Genomic DNA, 16,817 nt, shown 5'->3' on the forward strand with positions numbered 1-16,817 from the left:
GCCACCTGAGCGCTAGCGTCGTTCTCATGACCACGCACACACATCACACGCCCAGCGTCAACGCCCCCGAGCACCCCGCCCGTCTACAGTGGGCCGCACTCGCCCCCGAGGTCTACAAGGCGATGGTCCGGCTCGACGCAGCGGCCCGTAAGGGGCTCGACCCGACGCTGCTCGAACTGGTGAAGATCCGCGCCTCGCAGCTCAACCACTGCGCCCTCTGCCTGGACATGCACTCGAAGGACGCCCTCGCGGCCGGGGAGTCCGTCGAACGGATCATCCAGCTCAGCGCCTGGGAGGAGTCCCAGCACTTCTACACGGAGAAGGAGCTCGCGGCGATCGAGCTCACGGAGGCCGTCACCGTCCTCACCGACGGCTTCGTGCCGGACGAGGTCTACGCGAAGGCCGCCAAGCACTTCGAGGAGGCCGAACTCGCGCAGCTGATCGCCGCGATCACGGTCATCAACGCCTGGAACCGGTTCGGTGTGACCGCGCGGCTGGCTCCGGGGCACTACACGCCCGGCGACATCAAGCACTGAGGGCTGTACCGCCCTGGCCGTCGGACACTCCCCTGTGCCGGACACCGGCACCGTCGCCGCCGGACACCAGGACCATCGCCCGGCGTGGGCGGGCAGCCGGGCGGGACTCCCCGGCGGCCCGCCCACGACCCGCCGACGAATCGAAGCGCCCCGGAGGCCCGATGTACGACCCCGCGCCCGTCTTCCGAGCCCTGCACCACGGCTGCGGGCCGGGGGATCCCCTCGTCCTGCCGGGACCGTGGGACGCCGCGAGCGCCCGGGCGTTCGAGGAGGCCGGTTTCCCCGCTCTGGCCACGCCCAGCGCGGGCGTCGCGGCAGCCCTCGGCCACGCCGACGGCAGGACACCCGCCGCGGAGATGTTCGCGGCGGTCGGACGCATCACCCGGGCCGTGTCCGTCCCGGTGTCGGCCGATGTCGAGGACGGGTACGGGCTCGCCCCGGAGGAACTCGTCGAGCGCCTCCTCGAAGCAGGGGTGGTCGGATGCAACCTCGAAGACTCCACCGGCGGCGTGCTCGTCGACCCGCTGATCCATGCCGAGCGGCTCGCCGCGGTGCGCGCCGCGGCAGGCGACCGGCTCTTCCTCAACGCCCGCGTGGACACGTACATCCACGGTGAGCGGGGAGCCAAGGACGTGCTCACGGACACGGTGGACCGGGCGCGCCTCTACGTGGAGGCGGGCGCGGACTGCGTCTACCCGATCATGGCCCCCGAGGCCGCGCTCCCCCGGCTGGCGGAGTCCGTCCCCGTACCGGTCAATGCCCTCGGCACGCCCGACGGCCCGGCCACCGCACGCCGTCTCGGCTCCCTGGGCGCCTCACGGATCACCTTCGGCCCCAAGCTCCAGCGGCAGGCAACGGACGCGGTACGCGAACTCGCCGGCCGGCTGCTCGGCCCCTGAACGCCCAGGCACGCCGACTGCTCCGGCCCCTGAACGCCGGTGCCCGGCCACTGGGAGGGCGACCTGATCGTCGGTCCCCGCAGCGAGAGCGCGATCGTCACCCTCGTCGAGCGCTCCACCCGCTACGTCCTGCTCGGACACCTTCCCGGCGGGCACACCGCAGAGGAGGTCCGCGACGTGCTCGTGCCGTTGATCCAATCCCTGCCCGGACACCTGAGCGGCTCGCTGACCTGGGACCAGGGCTGCGAGATGGCCGCGCACAAGCAGTTCACCGTCGCCACCGGGGTGCCGGTCTACTTCTGCGACGCGCACTCGCCCTGGCAGCGAGGATCGAACGAAAACACCAACGGTCTGCTGCGACAGTACTTCCCCAAGGGCACCGATCTGTCCGTGCACGGTCCCGAGGATCTCGAACACGTCGCCCAGCAACTCAACGGCCGACCACGCAAAACGCTCGGCTGGAAAACCCCAGCCGAGCGCCTGCGTGATCTACTGACGACCGCATAGACCGTCAGGTGTTGCGAGGACCCCGAGAATCCGCCCACACAGCCGCGGGGGCGCTCTCACACATCAGCCGAGACCCGGCCCGCCTCTGCCGAGGCCGCGGTCCGGGTGACCGGCCGCAGTGGACGCGGTCGGACCACCGGGTCCGACCGGCCGCGTCAGGCCGGTCGCGTCAGGCCGGTCAGATCAGGCCGAGCTCGCGAACGGCGTCGCGCTCCTCGGTGAGCTCCTTGACCGAGGCGTCGATGCGCGCGCGGGAGAACTCGTTGATGTCCAGGCCCTGGACGATCTCGTACTTGCCGTTCTTCGTGGTCACCGGGAAGGACGAGATGATGCCCTCGGGGACTCCGTAGGAGCCGTCCGACGGGATACCCATCGAGGTCCAGTCGCCCTCGGCGGTGCCGTTGACCCAGGTGTGCACGTGGTCGATAGCGGCGTTGGCGGCCGAGGCGGCGGAGGAGGCGCCACGGGCCTCGATGATCGCCGCGCCACGCTTGGCGACGGTCGGGATGAAGGTGTCGGCCAGCCACGCCTCGTCGTTGACGACCTCGGCGGCGTTCTTGCCGGCGATCTCCGCGTGGAAGATGTCCGGGTACTGGGTCGCCGAGTGGTTGCCCCAGATCGTCAGCCGCTTGATGTCGGAGACGGCGGCGCCGGTCTTGGCGGCCAGCTGCGAGATCGCGCGGTTGTGGTCCAGGCGGGTCATCGCGGTGAAGCGCTCCGCCGGTACGTCCGGGGCCGCGGCCTGGGCGATCAGCGCGTTGGTGTTGGCCGGGTTGCCGACGACGAGGACCTTGATGTCGTCCGCGGCGTTGTCGTTGATGGCCTTGCCCTGCGGCTTGAAGATGCCGCCGTTGGCGGAGAGCAGGTCACCGCGCTCCATGCCCTTCGTACGCGGGCGGGCGCCGACCAGGAGGGCGACGTTGGCGCCGGCGAAGCCGACGTTCGGGTCGTCCGTGATCTCGATGCCGCGCAGCAGCGGGAAGGCGCAGTCGTCGAGCTCCATGGCGGTGCCCTCGGCGGCCTTGAGGCCCTGCGGGATCTCGAGGAGTCGCAGGTTGACCGGCACATCCGGGCCGAGCAGGTGGCCGGAGGCGATGCGGAAGAGCAGCGCGTAGCCGATCTGGCCGGCTGCGCCGGTCACGGTGACATTCACGGGAGTGCGGGTCATGGCGATCTCCGTTAGACAGCTGGCGGTGGGGGTTTCCTGCCCCTGGTGCGGGACACCTCTGAATCTTGACGTGAAGAGATATCCAGCGGTCAGGCTATCCGACCCTCGCCGCCCGGGCCGCCCACCCCCCTGTGGGACCGCACACACCCGGTTACGCAGCGCAGCCGCCCCCGGTCATCACTCGGGTGCGGTGCAGCCGGTGACCCCGGAGACGAGGGTGGCGCACGCCTCGGCCTCCGAGGCCTTCTCCACGGCCACCATCGGGGTGCGGGCCGCGGCTTCGGCCCCCACCGCGCCGTCCTGCCTTATACGGCCCGCCGCGATCCGTACGGTGTCGCCCGCGGACGCCCGCGTGATCCGGGCCCAGGCGGCTCCGCAGGCCCTGCTGTACCGGACCTCGACGAGACCGCTGCCGACCGCGGCACTGGCGACCGTGCTCGCGGACCGGCCGCAGCCCATGGCCTCGGGATCCAGCCCGGTGCAACCGGCCCCCGCGCAGCCGGCGCCGGAAGCGGCCCGGGGGCCGGAGGTGGCGGGTCCGGGCGGCGGTGCCCCGGTGGAGGGTCGGGCGCCGGTGTCCCCGCCCCGGTCGTACGCCAGCGTCACGCCCACCGCGAGGAGGAGCACACCGGCCAGCATCGCCGCAGGAAGCACCGGGCGGCGGCGGGGCTGGCCGCGAGCCCTCCGCGGTCCGGCGGCATCACCTCCGCTCCCGGCATCCGGTGCCGGCCCGGCGGCCGGAGCGCGCTGTCCCGGGACCGCACGGGTGGCCCGTGGGGCTGCGCCCGAGGCGGGTGGAGGCGAGGAACGGACCGTGCCGCGCCCGCCGTTCACCTGGTCGGCGGCGAAGGGGACCGCCGTGCCGCCGGGCGCGGCCCCGGCGACCGGGGCCCTCGGGGGCTCACCGGCGTTCTCGTGGGCCGTACGCGCCCTGGCGGCACCGATGACCTCCATCGTCATCCGATGGCGCGCCTCGGATCGGCTCCAAGCCCTCTCCGCGGGCTCCCACAGGGCTGCGAGGTGCTGGGGCGGCGTGCCCGTCACCTCGGCGAGAGCCACGACCGCGCCCTTGGGTGCCAGCAGGGTGCCGCCGAGGTAGCGCCCCCACGACGCCCTGCTGTAACCGGTGCGGTCGGCGACGGCGGCGATGCTCAGACCCGCATGGTCCACCAGCACACGTAATCGCAGCACGAACTCCCGCATCTGCGGATCGAGTTCGTCCGGTAACGCCTTCCACCGAGCCATCGCGTCCCCCCGGTCGTGCCACCGTCGGCCCCCGCCAACCGCACTACCCAGAAAGACGCGCGCCCGCACGGACATCCGGCTTCCGTTTCGCGCGGGGGAGCAAGGTGCCGGTCGCGGCCGACACGAGGTGCCGGTCGCGGCCGCACGCGGGTCGCCCCGTGCGCCCCGGACGGGATGGCGCATCCGTTGCGTGACGATCACACCGTGGCGGAATGGTCACCTCCGTGCCACAGGGACCGGGCGGACCTTGAACCCGACCCCTCATGTCCATGACGCTTGTCTCAGGACAGGGCAAGGCCGCTCAAGTCACCGCATTCCGGTGCTTCTTGCACCGGCACCTGTCCGGTGTCCGTCCCTTCTCGGGGGAGGGGACGGACACCACTCGTCCACGGAGCCCGGCCCGAGCCTCGCCGAACGGGCTCTAGCGGATCGTGAAGTGGACCGCGTCCTGCAGGAACGGGACGGTGAGCCAGGGCTTGGGCTGCGCCATCAGCGCCAGCAGCACGATCAGCGCGCCCATCAGGCCGTACGTGACCAGATCGGTGAACCGGGACCGCACGGCGAGCATGCCGACGGACGGGACCACCCAGCGCAGCACCGCCCCGCCGAGCAGGGCGACGCCGATGAGTATCGCGCCGATCCTGAACGCCTCCTCGAAGGCGTTGGTCCCCACGATCAGCAGCCCCAGCCCGGCGGTGCAGAGCACCGTGAGCAGCGGCCACTGCCGCGCGGGAGCGGGAGCGTCCCCGGGCGCCGCTCGGCCGCCGCCCTCGGGGCGCGCGGTGTCACGCGTCAACGAGAAGCGGCGTGACGGTGCCCAGGTGGAACCACTGCCCCCGGGCTCCGCACCGGCAACGGCCGCGACGGGCTCCGCGACCTCTCCGGCCGCCTCGGCCCCGGACGGCGTGGCCTCATCCGCGGGCCCGTCCGGATGCGCGGCGTCCGGATGCGCGGCGTCCGGATGCGCGGCGTCCGGATGCATGGCGTCCGGGTGCGCGGCGTCCACCCCCGTACCGCCCAACTCCGTAGCGTCCGCGTTCGTACCGTCCGCGTTCGTGCCGCCCGTGGGACTCGTACCAGCGCCCATGACGTCCTCCGGTCCAGGTCAGCCGGCGGAGACGGCGGAGGCCTCGGCGGCAGCGCGCTCGGCCGCCTCCACCACGTTGACCAGCAGCTGCGCACGGGTCATGGGGCCGACACCGCCCGGGTTCGGTGCCACCCAGGCGGCCACCTCGGAGACACCGGGGTGGACGTCTCCGACGATCTTGCCGTTCTCGTCGCGGCTGACGCCGACGTCCAGCACGGCCGCCCCCGGCTTCACGTCCTCGGGCTTGATCAGGTGGGGCACACCCGCGGCGGCGACGATGATGTCGGCCTGCCTGAGGTGGGCCGAGAGGTCACGGGTGCCGGTGTGGCACTGCGTCACGGTGGCGTTCTCCGAGCGGCGGGTCAGCAGCAGCGGCAGGGGGCGGCCGATGGTGACACCGCGGCCGACGACCACCACGTGGGCGCCGTTGATCTCGACGCCGTGGCGGCGCAGCAGGGTGACGACGCCCTGCGGGGTGCACGGCAGCGGGCCCGCCTCGTTCAGCACGAGCCTGCCGAGGTTCATCGGGTGCAGCCCGTCCGCGTCCTTCGCCGGGTCCATCAGCTCCAGGATGCGGTTGGTGTCGATGCCCTTGGGCAGCGGCAGCTGCACGATGTAACCGGTGCACTCCGGGTTGGCGTTGAGCTCCCGTACGACCTCCTCGATGTCCTCCTGGGAGGCGGTGTCGGGGAGTTCGCGCTGGATGGAGCCCATGCCGACCTGGGCGCAGTCACGGTGCTTGCCGTTCACGTACCAGCGGCTGCCGGGGTCGTCCCCGACGAGCAGGGTTCCCAGGCCCGGGGTGATGCCCTGTGCCTTGAGGGCCGCCACGCGGACGGTCAGGTCGGACTTGATCGCAGCTGCGGTGGCCTTGCCATCGAGAATCTGGGCAGTCATGGCACCCATCCTCGCGGATGACCCCGCCCGCATACCAATTCCTGCTTGCCAGGTGGACTCGAGATTGCACTTGCACAACACCTTGGACAATCCGCTGGACAAGAAGCGGACGCCAAGATGACGATTGGGCCCGCATCACCGCGGACAGTGTCGGGGGGACCACCGTTCTGATTGCTTGCACACGATTCCTCCGTCCGGGCCGCGTCGTCCCCGCACTTCGCAACGGAGGAACCTCGCCATGAGCTTCGGCGACCCCAACAACCCCTACGGCCAGCAGCAGCAGGGCGGGCAGCCGGGCTACGGCTACCCCCAGCAGGCGCCCCAGGGCGTTCCCCAGCAGGGCTACGGCTACCCGCAGGCTCCTCCGGTCCCGGGCGGCTACGGCTACCCGGGCGGGCCGACCGAGATGCCCGGTGGCGTGAAGGCCGCCCGGGTCATGCTCTACGTGATCGCGGGCCTCCAGGTCATCGGCGCGATCTTCGTCGCGCTCGCCGCCGCTGCCGTGAACGCGGCCAAGAACGACGCGACGCTGCAGGAGGACGTGCAGTTCCAGCAGCTCGCCGACTACTCGGGCAACGCGCTCTGGGGCATCACCGTCTTCGCCCTGGTGTGGGGCGTCCTCGCCGTCGTCCTGGCCGCCAAGTTCGGCAAGGGCGGAAACGGGGTGCGCATCACCACGATCGTGTTCGGTGTGATCACCGCGATCCTCGGTATCTACCCGTTCATCGTGATCGGCCTGGCCCACACGGTCCTCGCCATCCTGGTCGTCGTCTTCGTGGCGAAGTCCGACGGCGGGGCCTGGTTCACCCGTCAGCGGCAGCACTGACCTGCTCCGCAACACCCGCGCGTGAAGGCCGCGGCACCCGCTGATCCGCGGGTGTGCGGCCTTCAGCCCTTTCCGGGCACGGGCGAGGTCCGCTCCATCACGACGAAGGAGCCGGCCCGGCGGGTGACCCGGTACGTCGCCTCCGGGTGGAGCTGGTGGGCGTACGCGACCGGGTCGTCGATCGGGCGCGACCAGCCGAAGTCCAGGTTGATGGCGACGACGTCGGGGGCGGTGCCGGGAGCCCCGCCCACCCAGTAGACCGTGCGGTCGGCGGTCAGGTGCGCCATGAGCGTGATGTCCGTCTCCACCCGGGCGCCCACGGGGATCGCGTCCAGGGCCTCCTCGGCGGCCTGGGTGCGGGCGTCGGAGCGGTAGGTCTCCGGGCGCAGCAGGTCGCGGAAGGGCAGGTGCTGGGTGAGGGCGATCGCGACGGCGGCGGCCATCGGGACCGCGACGTTCGCGTAGGAGACCAGCCAGCCGCGCTTCGATCCCTTGCTGCGGCGGATGCCGTCGGCCATGGCCAGGAAGACCACCGGCATCAGGATCGCGCTGTAGTGCCAGACCATCCCCCAGTGGTTGGAGTCCTGGGAGAGGAGGCGCCATCCGAGGGTGGGCAGCACGAGCAGGATCAGGGGGGAGCGCAGCGCCATGAAGGCCGTGATCCCGACGAGGAAGACCAGCATCTCCAGCTTGACCTGGGAGTTGAACACGCCGAGGACGGAGTCGAGCAGGGAGACCTGCTGCCCCCCGTTCTCCTCGATCTTCTTCCAGTAGTCGTACTGCCCCGCGCTGCTGGCCGCCGGTATGAGCACCAGCACGGTCAGCGCGAAGGCGAGCACCCCGAACGCCGCCAGCAGGAAGCCCTGGACCCGGCGCCCGTACAGTGCGAGCAGCACGCCCACCAGCGCCACGGTGACCCCGAGGTCCTCCTTGACCAGGACCAGCGGCAGCGACCAGAGGACGGCGGCCCGCCACCGCTCCATGAGCAGCGCCCGGCAGACCAGGGCCAGCAGCGGGACGGCGAGGGCTATCTCGTGGAAGTCGGCCTTGACCGCCTCCTGGAGGCCCCAGGAGAGCCCGTAGGCGACGGTGACGCAGAGGCCGGAACGGCCGCCCAGCATCTGCTGGACGGTGCGCCCGACGACGGCTGCGGAGGCGGCGAACAGCGCGGCCTGGGCGAACAGCAGCGCGACCGCGGACGGCCAGATCCAGTAGAGCGGGACGAGCAGGGCGACCAGCGGGCTGAAGTGGTCGCCGAGTATCAGGAAGCCGGGGCCCTTGATGTCGACGACGGGGGCGTCGAAACCGGCGTAGGCCCGCACCTCCTGCTCGAAGATCCCCAGGTCCCAGGAGGGGGACTCGAAGTGGCTGAACCGCAGGTATTCGTAGAGGAAGTAGAGCGCGCACAGTACGGCCGCCGCGATCAGGTACGGGCGCAGGGGCGCAGGGTGCGTCACGCCCCCGGCCGGCTCGGGAGCCTGCTCCCCGGGCACGTCGGTCTCGCTCTGCTTCACGTCAAGCACGATGCCCCCGCAACGGAATCCCTCGGTGGTCACTGCCGGTCACACCGGTCCCGCCCGCTACGGCCCGGCAAGGCCATTCATTAGAACAGAGGGCCGAGCGATTTCCGTAGGCCGGGACGCGCCGAAGGCTCTCACCGCACGTCCGTTCCGGAACGCACCGCAGGCCGTACCCGGGCGGGTACGGCCTGCGGTGCTGGATCCGACCTGGGTGCAGGTGTCAGTGGAAGAAGTGGCGCGTGCCGGTGAAGTACATGGTCACGCCGGCCTTCTTCGCGGCCTCGACGACCAGCTCGTCACGGACGGACCCGCCCGGCTGGGCGACGGCCTTGATGCCGGCGGCGGTCAGGATCTCCAGGCCGTCGGGGAAGGGGAAGAAGGCGTCGGACGCGGCGTACGAGCCCTTGGCCCGCTCCTCGCCGGCCCGCTCGACGGCCAGCTTGGCGGAGTCGACGCGGTTGACCTGGCCCATGCCGACACCCACCGACGCGCCGTCCTTGGCGAGCAGGATGGCGTTGGACTTGACCGCACGGCTCGCCTTCCAGGCGAAGGCGAGCTCCCTGAGCTCCTCGGCGGACAGGGCCTCACCGGCGGCGAGGGTCCAGTTGGCCGGGTCGTCGCCCTCGGCCTGGAGGCGGTCGGCGACCTGGAGCAGTGCGCCGCCGTCGATCGGCTTCACCTCGAGCGCGGCGGCCGGCGCCTCGGGGCAGCGCAGCACCCGGATGTTCTTCTTCCGGGCGAGGATCTCGACCGCGCCGTCCTCGTACGCCGGGGCGACGATGACCTCGGTGAAGATCTCCGCGACCTGCTCGGCCATCTCGACGGTCACCGGACGGTTGACCGCGATGACACCGCCGTACGCGGAGAGCGGGTCGCAGGCGTGGGCGTTGCGGTGCGCGGTGGCGACGTCGTCGGCGATGGCGATGCCGCACGGGTTCGCGTGCTTGATGATCGCGACACACGGCTCGTCGTGGTCGTACGCGGCGCGGCGTGCGGCGTCGGTGTCCGTGTAGTTGTTGTAGGACATCTCCTTGCCGTGCAGCTGCTCGGCACCGGCGAGGCCGCCCTCGCCGGAGGTGTACAGCGCGGCGGGCTGGTGCGGGTTCTCGCCGTAGCGCAGCACGTTCGTGCGCGCGAAGGTGTCGCCGAGGAACTCGGGCAGGCCCGAGTCGTCCGCGGCCGCGTAGCCGTCCGCGAACCAGGCGGCGACCGCGACGTCGTACGCGGCGGTGTGCTGGAAGGCCTCGGCCGCGAGCCGCTTGCGGGCGGTCAGGTCGAATCCGCCCGCCTTGACCGCGGCGAGCACGTCGGCGTAACGCTCCGGGCTGGTCACGACCGCCACGGACGGGTGGTTCTTGGCGGCGGCGCGGACCATCGACGGGCCGCCGATGTCGATCTGCTCGACGCACTCGTCGTCGGAGGCGCCGGAGGCGACGGTCGCCTTGAAGGGGTAGAGGTTGACGACCACGAGGTCGAAGGGCTCCACACCCAGCTCGGCGAGCTGCTCACGGTGGGCGTCCAGGCGGAGGTCGGCGAGGATGCCGGCGTGGACGCGGGGGTGCAGGGTCTTGACCCGGCCGTCCAGGCACTCGGGGAAGCCGGTGAGCTCCTCGACCTTGGTGACCGGCACGCCGGCGGCCGCGATCTTCCCGGCGGTGGAGCCGGTGGACACCAGCTCGACACCCGCCTCGTGCAGACCGCGGGCGAGGTCTTCGAGCCCCGTCTTGTCGTAGACGCTGACCAGGGCGCGACGGATGGGCTTATTCACCGACATGACCGAGATGAACCTTTCGTCCCTCAATGCGATAGCCGTCACGGGCGAGCCGCCCCACGGCCTCGACGAGCAGCTTGCGCTCGACTTCCTTGATGCGTTCATGGAGGGCGGCTTCGCCCTCCTCCGTTCCCTCTTCGGTCACCTCGACCACGCCCTGCGCGATGATCGGACCGGTGTCGACGCCGTCGTCGACGAAGTGGACGGTGCACCCGGTGACCTTCACGCCGTACGCGAGCGCGTCGCGGACCCCGTGGGCGCCGGGAAAACTGGGGAGCAGGGCGGGGTGGGTGTTGACGACCCGGCCCCCGAAACGGGCGAGGAAGTGCTTGCCCACGATCTTCATGAAACCCGCGGACACGACGAGGTCCGGGCGGTGCCCGGCCACTGCGGCGGTCAGCGCCTCGTCCCACGCCTCGCGGTTCTCGTACTCGCCGACCTTGCACACGAAGGTGGGGAGCCCCGCCCGCTCGGCCCGCTCGGCACCGAGGGTGCCGTGGCGGTCGGCGCCGACCGCGACGATCCGGGCTCCGTAGCCCTCTGGATCGTCACCGATCGCGTCCAGGAGTGCCTGGAGATTCGTTCCTGATCCGGAGACCAGTACGACCACACGGGCAGGAGCGGCGGAGGGGGGCGGGGAGGCCACGGCAGGGCCCTTTCTCGCGTGATGGAGCGGGTACGCGATGTACAGGAGGTGCGCTTGTGTGGTCGTACGAAAGAAGCCGGTCCCCCGATACGGGGGACTCTACGAACGGTCCGACCGTCAGCAACGATACCGGCACACCCGGCGGCCCCCACGGGACGGGGGCGCGACCGGGAGGTAGCGTCTGGGGACAGGGAACCGCCCCCGGGCGGAAATGACGAGATGGGGAAGACGTTCACCACATGCCGGACCGCCTCCGCACCGCCCTTGGCCATCCGCTGCCCGAGCGGGCATCCACGCTGATGCGGGAACGCCAGTCCTCATCACCGGACTCCTCGTCGGGCACGGGCTCCGGCTCCTCGTCGGGTTCGGACTCCTCGTCGGGTTCGGGCTCCTCCCGGGGGTCCGGGGCGTCCTCCGGGTCACCCGGCCGACGCGGCTCCTCGCCCGGTCCGTCCGACGACAACCCCTTCGCCGCACCGCCCGAGGACCGGCCCGACCAGCCGTGGCAGCCTCGGCACCCCTCCCACACCCCCGGGAACCACGGCGACGGCGGCAGTGGTGACGGAAGCGACGACCGCCCTGTCTGGGGCGGCCGGTGGAGCGACCAGCAGCCCGGCCGCCAGAGCGGAGGCTTCGGCGGCCGTCCGGGCGGCCCCGGGCAGGGCGGCCAGGGCGGCGGGCCGGAGGGCAACCCCGGCGGTCTGCGCTGGGATCCGACCGACCCCGTCCAGCGTCGCGCCCGCTACGCGGTGCTCGGTGGGATGTGGGCGTTCTTCTTCGCCCTCTTCGATCTCCCCGAGATCGCGATGCTCCTCGGCGCCCTCTCCGTGTACTGGGCGATCAGTTCCCTCCGCGGCGCCCCGCAGAAGCCGCCGGCCCCCGGCACCGCGACGGCCACCGCCACCGGCACTCCGGATCGCCCCGCCGCTCCCCCGGTGCCCGGCCAGGCTTCCGGCGCCCCTCAGATCAGCAAGCGCCAGCAGACGACCGCCGCCGTGAGCGGCCTGGTGACGGCGCTGCTCGCACTGGCGATCGTGGCCACCGGCTACACGGTCCAGCTGGTCTACCGCGACTACTACACGTGCGTGAACGACGCGCTGACCAAGTCCGGAGCCCTTTCCTGCAACGACAGACTGCCCGACCCGCTGGAGCCCTTCTTCGGCGTCAGGAAGTAACCTCCGCGCCACTCGCTCCGCTACGGAGCGGCCTCCCGGCCGGGTTCCGGACGCTCCTCGGCGTCCGGAACCCGGCCGGACCTCGTATCCGGCCCCTCGGCTTCACCCGGGTCCGCCGACGGCGGGCCCTCGGGAGCCGCCGAGGGCCCGGCACCCTGGTCAGCCGCGCGCGAAGGGCCAAGCACCGGCGCGGGACCGGCCGTACCGCCAGGAGCGCCGACGGACACGGGCCCGGCGGGCTCCACGGGTCCCTCCGGCCTCACGGGCTCCGCGGGCTCAACGGGCTCAGCGGGCTTCGGGGGCTCCGGGGACTGCTCCTCGATCGTCGCGTACCGGGCCGGCTTCACGGGATCGGACGGCTGTACGGGCTCGGACGGCTGTACGGGCTCCGCGGCCCCGGAGCTCTTCACCGAACGGTCCGGCCTCACGGGCTCGGACGCCCGCACCGACCCGCCGGCCTGCACGGGCCCTCCCGACTCGGCAGACCCACCCGGTTCGGCAGCCGCTGCGGGGGACGGGAACCCCTCGCGCGCGGGGAAGGCGGCCATCAGCCCGCCCGAGTTCTTCCTGAGCGCCGCCCAGCGTGCCTCCCTGGCCTGCTCGCCGTGCCAGGGGTCCGCCGACAGGAAGTCGTACGCCTCGATCTGCTCGTCCGCCGCTCCGCTCTCAGCCTCAGCGGGCCGCACCGTCGCCCGGCCGCGGCCGCCCTTTCGGTCGGGTCGCGATCCCGCCGGCGCCGGGTCGGCCGAGGCGGTCTCCCACCGCCAGCCCCACCGGTGCTCCCGCAGTCGCCACGCCCTGAAGAGCAGCGCGGTCGGCACACCGATGACGGCCGTCCACACGAAGGCGGCCGGACCGACCAGCCACCACACCGGGCCGAATTCCGCCAACGCGCCGTTGCCCAGCGGACCGCCCGAGGCCGCGGCGAGCGCGGACGCCCCCGCTCCGGTGCCGAGGGCCGCCAGCCCCGCGACGAGCGCGGTCCGGCCCTGGCCCCAGGACTCCTCGCGCGCGTCGGGCGCAGGAGCCGCGCCCCTGGCCACGAACCGGGCGACCGTCAGACCCGCCACGAACGGCACCGCGACGGCTGCCCAGTTCGCCGCGGTGCCCGGACCGTGGGAGGGCACAGCGGCGAGCAGCGGGAAGTCGGGAAGGGCGGGTGGCCCGGTGAACGCGAGCGGGGCCGCCGTCGACGCCGTACCGAGGGAGAACCCCGGACCCAGGCCGTAGGCCGCGCCCCACACCGCCGCGTTCGGCACAAGGGCCGCAGCCAGGAGCAGCACGGACACCCGGCCGGACCAGTCGCCCGCCAGACCGAGGAAGGACTCCCGAGCCGCCCCCGAATGCCATGCCAGCGCCACGGCGACGAGCAGCGCCCCGCCGCCGAGCAGTGTCAGCACACCCGCGGCCGCCGACCGCAGGGTCACCGCCGTACCCGCCCTGAACCGCGGACGGGCGGCTGCCTCCTGCAGTGTCAGCGGCGCCCAGACCAGCAGCGGACCGAGGGTGTGCCCGCGCGCGGCCCACACGCCCGCGGCGGCGGCGCCCGCCACCACGAAGGAGAGGGGGAAACCGACGGTGGCACGGTCGACGGGCAGCGCACCGCCCTGCGCGTACGCCACCGATGCCAGCGCCACCAGCAGGTACCCGGCACTCACCGCGCAGAACGCCCCGAACGCCGAATGATCGGCCGCGGTCTCACCGTCACCGTCGAACTCGGCGGAGTCCCGGCCGGCCCGGTACAGCAGCCACACGGGGAGCGCGACGAGCAACAACGGGACGGTCGCCACGGGTACGGGGTGTCCGCCCACCGTGTCCGCCCTGACCAGTTCGGCGCCATGGGCCAGGAGCCAGAGCCCGGTCGCCACATGGAGCGCCCCGCCGGGCCCGCTGTCGGGGTAGGGGGAGGTGACCCACAGCAGCATGACCAGGACGGCCAGCGCCCCGAGCCCGAGCCCCGCCGCGAGCACCCCGCGCACGAAGGCGGAGGCCAGGACGGCGGTCCTGCTCCGCTCGGCCGGCAACATCGGGCTGCGCTCGGTCACTTGGGTCACCCCGCCATGCTGCCAACGACACGCACCTATTTCGTGTAACGGGCCAACAGCCGCTGTGTCGCTCAATATATGTTTATGTACTTTTTCACCCGTTGCAGTGTCCCCGGGAACGGAGGCAGGAGATGACGCGGAGCACCACCGGCCCGGCCCCCGCCACCCCGCTGCCCTCCCCCGAGGAGCGCCGCAGGCTGCGCGAGGCCCGAGCGCTGAGTGAGGAACAGGTCGCCGAGGCCGTGGGGGTCACCCCCGGAACCGTCCGCGCCTGGGAGGCGGGCCGCACCGATCCACGCGGACGGCGGCGCGACGCGTACGCCAGGCTGATCGGCTGTGCCGACGGGGATGCGATGCCCGACCCGCCGGCCGGATCCGCCACGACCGGGCAGACGCCTCCGGGCCCGCCCTGCCCCGCCGCCGGCGCGACCGCGGCCCCCGCCGCCACCCCGGCCCCGGCCCCGGCCCCGGGCACGGCCGATGAGGCGGACGTGGCGGCCGCACCGGACACGGACGCACCGGACGCGGCCGAGGACACCTGTGCCGACACCACCTGTGCCGACACCACCTGGGCCGGACGCACCGCGGCCGAGGACACCGGCGCCGAGGACGGCCCACCACCCGACGAGCCTCCGCCCGCTCTGCCCCGGTCCAGGCACGCGCTCACCGCCGAGGACGCCTTCGACACCCTGTACGCCCGCACGGCCCCCGGGCTGACACGTCAGATGTATCTGCTGACCGGGCGCCGGAAGCTGGCGGGGGAAGCGGTCGAGCACGCCTTCCGGGTCGCCTGGCAGCGCTGGCCGGAGGTGGCCACGGACCGGGACCCCGCGGGCTGGGTCCGGGCCGTCTCGTACGAGTACGCGATGTCTCCCTGGCACCGGTGGCGGCGTACCCACCGCAGGCCCGACGCCCTCCCCGAGGACCCCGGACGGCGCGCGCTGCTCGGCGCCCTGCTCGCCCTGCCCCCGGCCAACCGCCGCACGCTGCTGCTCCACGACGGGGTGGGACTCGGCCTGCCGGAGACGGCCGCCGAGACCGAGGCCAGCACGCTCGCCGCGGCGAGCCGGCTGCTGAACGCACGGGCCGCCGTCTCCGAGGTGCTCCCGGAGCTGGGCCGCCCGAAGGATTCCGGGGCGCGTACCGCGCTGCTCCAGGAGCGGCTCGGGGCGCTCGCACTGGCCGAGCAGGTGGCCGAGCCCTCGTCAGCTCCCGCGGTACGCAAGGGGGGCGAGCGCGTCGCGGAACTCTGGACACGGGCCGCGATCTGCTTCGGGGTCCTGCTGATCGGGGCGACGGGCTACACCCTGCACACGGCACCCACCCACTACGAGCAGCCGCTCTCACCTCCCCACCGGGTGGGCGGAGTTCCGCCGCTGAGCGGACCGGGGAAGCTGACCTCCCAGGATCTGAAACTGCAGAAGTCCCTGCGGGAGGAGCTCACCCACGGTCCGGAACGGCTGGTCCCTCGGATCCCCTGACGGATGCGCCGCCCGCGTGGACACGGAAACGGCGCGGGCCTTCACCCCGCCACGAGGACAGGATGAAGGCCCGCGCCGTTTCCGCGATGAGGCGGCGACGCCCTGCGGTGTCAGCCGCCGAGGATCTCGCGCGCCAGCTTGGCGGTCTCGGTCGGCGTCTTGCCGACCTTCACGCCGGCGGCCTCGAGGGCCTCCTTCTTGGCGGCGGCGGTGCCGGACGAGCCGGAGACGATGGCGCCGGCGTGGCCCATGGTCTTGCCCTCCGGGGCGGTGAAGCCCGCGACGTAGCCGACGACCGGCTTCGTGACGTTCTTCGCGATGTAGTCGGCGGCACGCTCCTCGGCGTCGCCACCGATCTCACCGATCATCACGATGAGGTCGGTCTCGGGGTCCGCCTCGAACGCCGCGAGGGCGTCGATGTGCGTGGTGCCGATGACCGGGTCGCCACCGATGCCGACGGCGGACGAGAAGCCGATGTCACGGAGCTCGTACATCATCTGGTAGGTCAGCGTGCCCGACTTGGACACCAGACCGATGCGGCCGGGCTTGGTGATGTCGCCCGGGATGATGCCGGCGTTGGACTGGCCGGGGGTGATGAGGCCGGGGCAGTTCGGACCGATGATCCGGGTCTTGTTGCCCTTCGAGCCGGCGTACGCCCAGAAGGCGGCCGAGTCGTGGACCGCGATGCCCTCGGTGATCACGACGGCCAGCGGGATCTCGGCGTCGATCGCCTCGACGACGGCGGCCTTCGCGAAGGCCGGCGGCACGAAGAGGACGGACACGTCGGCGCCGGTCTTCTCCATCGCCTCGGCGACGGAGCCGAATACGGGTACCTCGGTGCCGTCGAAGTCGACGGAGGTGCCCGCCTTGCGCGGGTTCACGCCACCGACGATGTTGGTGCCGTCGGCCAGCATGAGCTTGGTGTGCTTCATGCCCGTGGCGCCGGTCATCCCCTGGACGATGACCTTGCTGTCCTTGGTGAGGAAGATTGCCATGGTGTTGGAGTCCCTCGTC

Annotated in this window: 14 protein-coding genes and 1 pseudogene; 6 read left to right on the forward strand and 9 right to left on the reverse strand. The window is 72.4% G+C overall.

Annotation, left to right across the window (positions count from 1 at the left end):
* Nucleotides 1-26: 26 nt before the first annotated feature.
* From ACFXOA_RS05745 to ACFXOA_RS05755, 3 genes and pseudogenes are all read left to right on the forward strand, one after another.
* Nucleotides 27-536, forward strand: coding sequence for a carboxymuconolactone decarboxylase family protein (locus ACFXOA_RS05745; RefSeq protein WP_385022979.1), 510 nt, complete (start codon nucleotides 27-29; stop codon nucleotides 534-536).
* A 161-nt stretch (nucleotides 537-697) separates the two neighbouring features.
* Nucleotides 698-1,435 (forward strand): isocitrate lyase/phosphoenolpyruvate mutase family protein, encoded by a 738-nt coding sequence (locus ACFXOA_RS05750; protein WP_385022981.1) that lies wholly within the window; start codon nucleotides 698-700, stop codon nucleotides 1,433-1,435.
* Between the two features lie 39 nt (nucleotides 1,436-1,474).
* Nucleotides 1,475-1,942: pseudogene (locus tag ACFXOA_RS05755) on the forward strand (IS30 family transposase); the annotation flags it as partial.
* 178 nt (nucleotides 1,943-2,120) lie between these two features.
* Here ACFXOA_RS05755 and ACFXOA_RS05760 read toward each other — a convergent pair.
* From ACFXOA_RS05760 to ACFXOA_RS05775, 4 genes are all read right to left on the reverse strand, one after another.
* Nucleotides 2,121-3,110 carry a malate dehydrogenase gene (locus ACFXOA_RS05760; RefSeq protein ID WP_385022983.1) on the reverse strand — a complete coding sequence of 330 codons (990 nt, stop codon included), beginning with the start codon at nucleotides 3,108-3,110 and terminating at the stop codon, nucleotides 2,121-2,123.
* 177 nt (nucleotides 3,111-3,287) lie between these two features.
* Nucleotides 3,288-4,355: a DUF2690 domain-containing protein gene (locus ACFXOA_RS05765; protein ID WP_385022985.1), complete on the reverse strand. Its 1,068-nt coding sequence runs from the start codon at nucleotides 4,353-4,355 to the stop codon at nucleotides 3,288-3,290.
* A 421-nt stretch (nucleotides 4,356-4,776) separates the two neighbouring features.
* The gene (locus ACFXOA_RS05770) at nucleotides 4,777-5,442 is read right to left on the reverse strand and encodes a DUF3017 domain-containing protein (protein WP_385022987.1); all 666 of its coding nucleotides are present in this window, start codon (nucleotides 5,440-5,442) and stop codon (nucleotides 4,777-4,779) included.
* 18 nt (nucleotides 5,443-5,460) lie between these two features.
* Complete coding sequence (locus ACFXOA_RS05775) at nucleotides 5,461-6,339, reverse strand: bifunctional methylenetetrahydrofolate dehydrogenase/methenyltetrahydrofolate cyclohydrolase (RefSeq protein ID WP_385022989.1); 879 nt, start codon at nucleotides 6,337-6,339, stop codon at nucleotides 5,461-5,463.
* Nucleotides 6,340-6,577: 238 nt separating this feature from the next.
* Here ACFXOA_RS05775 and ACFXOA_RS05780 point away from each other — a divergent pair, with 238 nt between their 5' ends.
* Entirely contained in the window at nucleotides 6,578-7,165 is a 588-nt protein-coding gene (locus ACFXOA_RS05780; protein ID WP_365519076.1) for a hypothetical protein, read from the forward strand.
* A 62-nt stretch (nucleotides 7,166-7,227) separates the two neighbouring features.
* Here ACFXOA_RS05780 and ACFXOA_RS05785 read toward each other — a convergent pair whose 3' ends face one another.
* The 3 genes from ACFXOA_RS05785 to purN all read right to left on the reverse strand — a co-directional run bounded on the left by ACFXOA_RS05785 (nucleotide 7,228) and on the right by purN (nucleotide 11,102).
* Nucleotides 7,228-8,688, reverse strand: a complete 1,461-nt coding sequence (locus tag ACFXOA_RS05785) for a DUF2079 domain-containing protein (RefSeq protein ID WP_385023146.1) — start codon at nucleotides 8,686-8,688, stop codon at nucleotides 7,228-7,230.
* A gap of 217 nt (nucleotides 8,689-8,905) precedes the next feature.
* Nucleotides 8,906-10,459, reverse strand: coding sequence for a bifunctional phosphoribosylaminoimidazolecarboxamide formyltransferase/IMP cyclohydrolase (gene purH / locus ACFXOA_RS05790; RefSeq protein ID WP_385022991.1), 1,554 nt, complete (start codon nucleotides 10,457-10,459; stop codon nucleotides 8,906-8,908).
* Complete coding sequence (gene purN, locus ACFXOA_RS05795; RefSeq protein WP_385022993.1) at nucleotides 10,446-11,102, reverse strand: phosphoribosylglycinamide formyltransferase; 657 nt, start codon at nucleotides 11,100-11,102, stop codon at nucleotides 10,446-10,448. Before purN ends, purH begins: the two co-directional genes overlap by 14 nt.
* A gap of 239 nt (nucleotides 11,103-11,341) precedes the next feature.
* Between purN and ACFXOA_RS05800 the strand changes: the two genes are divergently transcribed.
* Nucleotides 11,342-12,277 carry a hypothetical protein gene (locus ACFXOA_RS05800; RefSeq protein ID WP_385022995.1) on the forward strand — a complete coding sequence of 312 codons (936 nt, stop codon included), beginning with the start codon at nucleotides 11,342-11,344 and terminating at the stop codon, nucleotides 12,275-12,277.
* A 20-nt stretch (nucleotides 12,278-12,297) separates the two neighbouring features.
* On the opposite strand, the gene ACFXOA_RS05805 is transcribed toward ACFXOA_RS05800, so the two are convergent.
* Nucleotides 12,298-14,304 carry a DUF6350 family protein gene (locus ACFXOA_RS05805; protein WP_385023148.1) on the reverse strand — a complete coding sequence of 669 codons (2,007 nt, stop codon included), beginning with the start codon at nucleotides 14,302-14,304 and terminating at the stop codon, nucleotides 12,298-12,300.
* Between the two features lie 149 nt (nucleotides 14,305-14,453).
* Between ACFXOA_RS05805 and ACFXOA_RS05810 the strand changes: the two genes are divergently transcribed.
* On the forward strand, nucleotides 14,454-15,803 hold the full coding sequence (locus ACFXOA_RS05810) for a helix-turn-helix domain-containing protein (protein WP_385022997.1): 1,350 nt from the start codon (nucleotides 14,454-14,456) through the stop codon (nucleotides 15,801-15,803).
* Nucleotides 15,804-15,913: 110 nt separating this feature from the next.
* Here ACFXOA_RS05810 and sucD read toward each other — a convergent pair whose 3' ends face one another.
* A complete protein-coding gene (gene sucD / locus ACFXOA_RS05815) occupies nucleotides 15,914-16,798 on the reverse strand; it encodes a succinate--CoA ligase subunit alpha (RefSeq protein ID WP_356737463.1) in 885 nt (294 codons plus the stop codon).
* Nucleotides 16,799-16,817: the final 19 nt, after the last annotated feature.

The sequence above is a fragment of the Streptomyces sp. NPDC059166 genome (assembly GCF_042755185.1).
Lineage (GTDB): Bacteria > Actinomycetota > Actinomycetes > Streptomycetales > Streptomycetaceae > Streptomyces.